The organism is Mesorhizobium sp. M2C.T.Ca.TU.002.02.1.1, assembly GCF_003997225.1.
This window is the reverse complement of record NZ_RZTO01000799.1, coordinates 1-2,760: the sequence shown is the minus strand read 5'-3', so window position 1 is coordinate 2,760 and position 2,760 is coordinate 1. Positions and strand designations below refer to the sequence as shown.

At 63.9% G+C, this 2,760-nt stretch carries 2 protein-coding genes and 1 pseudogene; 2 read left to right on the top strand and 1 reads right to left on the bottom strand.

The features are described 5' to 3' along the window. Both EOD07_RS29590 and EOD07_RS29585 read left to right on the top strand, forming a co-directional pair. Positions 1 to 553 (top strand): HlyD family secretion protein (locus EOD07_RS29590; protein ID WP_164772656.1); only part of this gene is annotated, 553 nt, incomplete at its 5' end. 7 nt (positions 554 to 560) lie between these two features. After that, positions 561 to 2,123: a DHA2 family efflux MFS transporter permease subunit gene (locus tag EOD07_RS29585; RefSeq protein WP_127237857.1), complete on the top strand. Its 1,563-nt coding sequence runs from the start codon at positions 561 to 563 to the stop codon at positions 2,121 to 2,123. A 37-nt stretch (positions 2,124 to 2,160) separates the two neighbouring features. On the opposite strand, the pseudogene EOD07_RS29580 reads toward EOD07_RS29585, so the two are convergent. After that, positions 2,161 to 2,541: pseudogene (locus EOD07_RS29580) on the bottom strand (autotransporter outer membrane beta-barrel domain-containing protein); the annotation flags it as partial. Positions 2,542 to 2,760 lie beyond the last annotated feature (219 nt).

Sequence of the window (2,760 nt, the reverse complement as noted above, 5' to 3'; positions counted from 1 at the left end):
GGCGCAGGCATCCGTCGCCGCCGCGCGGGCCGCGCTTGCGGCGTCGAGACAGCAGCTCGACGTCCTCAACACCCAGATTTCGGAAGCGGCCGCGGAAGTCGCGGCCGCCAAGGCGGATCTCGACACCGCTCGGCTCGACCTCGGCTTCACCGAAATCCGCTCGCCGATCGATGGCATCGTCGGCAACAGGCTGGCGCAGGTGGGCACCTATGTCTCGCCGGGCAGCTATCTTTTGACCATCGTTCCGGCCTCGGGCCTGTGGGTCGACGCCAATTTCAAAGAAGACCAGCTGCGCGCCATGGCCGACGGACAGGCCGCGACCGTCTATGCCGATGTCGATCCCGACCAGCCGCTCAAGGGCCATGTGACCAGCTTGGGGCCGGCCACAGGAGCGATCTTCAGCGTCATCCCGCCGCAGAACGCGACGGGCAATTTCACCAAGATCGTGCAGCGTGTGCCGGTCAGGATCACCATCGACGCCGACCAAGCCGGTAAAGTCGCCCTGCGGCCCGGCCTGTCGACGGTCGTCACCGTCGATACCGGGTCGCGCTGAGGGCGCCATGTCAGCGCCGGCCGCACCGCAATCCTTCCTCGCCAGCATCCTGCCGTTCATGGTGATGTGCGCGGGCATGTTCATCGCGCTGCTCGACATCCAGATCGTGGCTTCCTCGCTGCAGGATATCGGCGGCGGCCTGTCGGCCGCACAGGACCAGATCGGCTGGGTCCAGACCTCCTATCTGGTGGCGGAGATCATCGTCATCCCGCTGTCGGGCTGGCTCACCCGCGTCTTCTCGACCAGATGGCTTTTCACCATCTCGGCGGCCGGCTTCACGCTGGCCAGTATGCTGTGCGGCTTTGCCTGGAACATCGAAAGCATGATCGTGTTCCGGGCGTTGCAGGGGCTGCTCGGCGCCTCGATGATCCCGACGGTGTTCACCTCGTCCTTCCATTATTTCCAAGGGCCGCGGCGCGTCTATGCCGCCGCCGTCGTCGGCAGCATCGCCTCGATCGCGCCGACGCTGGGTCCCGTCATCGGCGGCTGGATCACAGACACCTTGAACTGGCACTGGCTGTTTTATGTGAACGTCGTTCCCGGCGCGGTCATCACGGTTCTGGTCGCTTTGCTGGTCAAGATCGACAAGGGCGATCTGTCGTTGCTGAGGGGCGCGGACTATATCGGCATGGCGCTGATGGCGGTCAGCCTCGGCACGGCGGAATATGTGCTGGAGGAAGGCTCGCGCTGGAACTGGTTCGACGACGCCACGATCCGCAACGGCGCCGTCATCGCCGTGGTGACGCTCATCCTGTTCGTCGTGCGCAGCCTGACCTATGCGCAGCCGGTGGTCGACTTCCGCGCCTTCGGCAACCGCAATTTCGCCATCGGCTGTTTTTTATCCTTCATTACCGGCATCGGCATCTTCGCCACGATCTACCTGACGCCGCTGTTCCTCGGCTATGTGCGCGGCTACAACGCGTTCGAGACGGGGCTGGCGGTGTTCTCCACCGGCGTCGCCTCGATGGTCGGCGTTCCGGTCTACATCTTCCTCGCCAAGCGCTTCGACACGCGCTGGCTGATGATGTTCGGGCTGGCCTCCTTCGGTGCCTCGATGTGGAGCTTCAGCGCCATCACCAGCCAGTGGGGCTCGGCCGAGCTTCTCCTGCCGCAGATCTTTCGCGGCTTCCCGCAGGTCTTCGCCGTCGCGCCCAGCGTCAATCTCGGGCTGGGCAGCCTGCCGCCGGAACGGCTGAAATATGCCAGCGGTCTGTTCAACACGATGCGCAATCTCGGCGGCGCGGTCGGCATCGCCATCTGCGGCGCGATCCTCAACAACCGCACCAACTTCCATTTCCTGACGATCGCTTCGCACCTCACGCCGCAGAACGAGGCGGCCATGCGCCTCCTCGACAATGTCGCGCTGCGCTACGGCCAACTGCCCGGTGCCGTCGACGACGGCCACGCCGCCGCGCTGAAGCAGCTCTGGCAGCTCGCCTATCGCGAGGCTTCGACGATGGCCTATGCCGATGCGTTCCTGGTCATCATGGTGGCTTTCGTCATCGCCACCGCGCTGGTGCCATTCCTGCGCAACGTGACGCCGAAGGCGCCGCCGCCGGACGCGCATTGAGCACGCAAGCAGTGATGGCGAGTGACCAAGGCGGCATCTACCACTTCACGCTGAAGCCGACCGTGCCGCCGAAGGCATGGCTGTCGCCGAAATCCTCCAGACTCGAGCGCGCGAGCAACTCGCCGTGGACGGAATAGCGGTCGTCGGCCCAGCTCAGCGAGCCGCCGATCCCGAGGCCGCCCCAAAGCTGCTGCGGCTTGCTGGTCACCCCGGTGCCGGAGACGTCGACATCGGTGCCGTCGAGGAAGTCGTAGTAGAGGTTGGCTATGCCATAGACATGCGAGCGGCTGGTCTGGCCCGCTTTGTCCTTCCAATCGCTCTCATAGTCGGCGGAGAGACCGAGGCGGCCGGTCAGGCTGTCGCTGCTGCCGTTGGAGACCAGCGCCCCATGGGGATCGGTGAAAGTGTCGAAGTCGACCGAGGTGCCGACGAAAGCGTCAAGAAGTTAACTTGGCGTTTGATTCCTGTCGCGAAGTTGAATTGTCGATTACTGATTTATTTCTTGCCGTTACTTAAGGCAACATTAGGTGTCTGAAATATAAGAAGTATAAATATAAGATTTCACTTGAATGCGCGGATGGCGGCCGCCGCCGGTGAGAGGGGGCAAGCGGAACCCGGGCGGTCCGGCCCGCTTATC

Bases quoted from the DNA above. Each gene is read 5' to 3' on its own strand.
- EOD07_RS29585 (WP_127237857.1), top strand. From the start codon at position 561: ATGTCAGCGCCGGCCGCACCGCAATCCTTCCTCGCCAGCATCCTGCCG.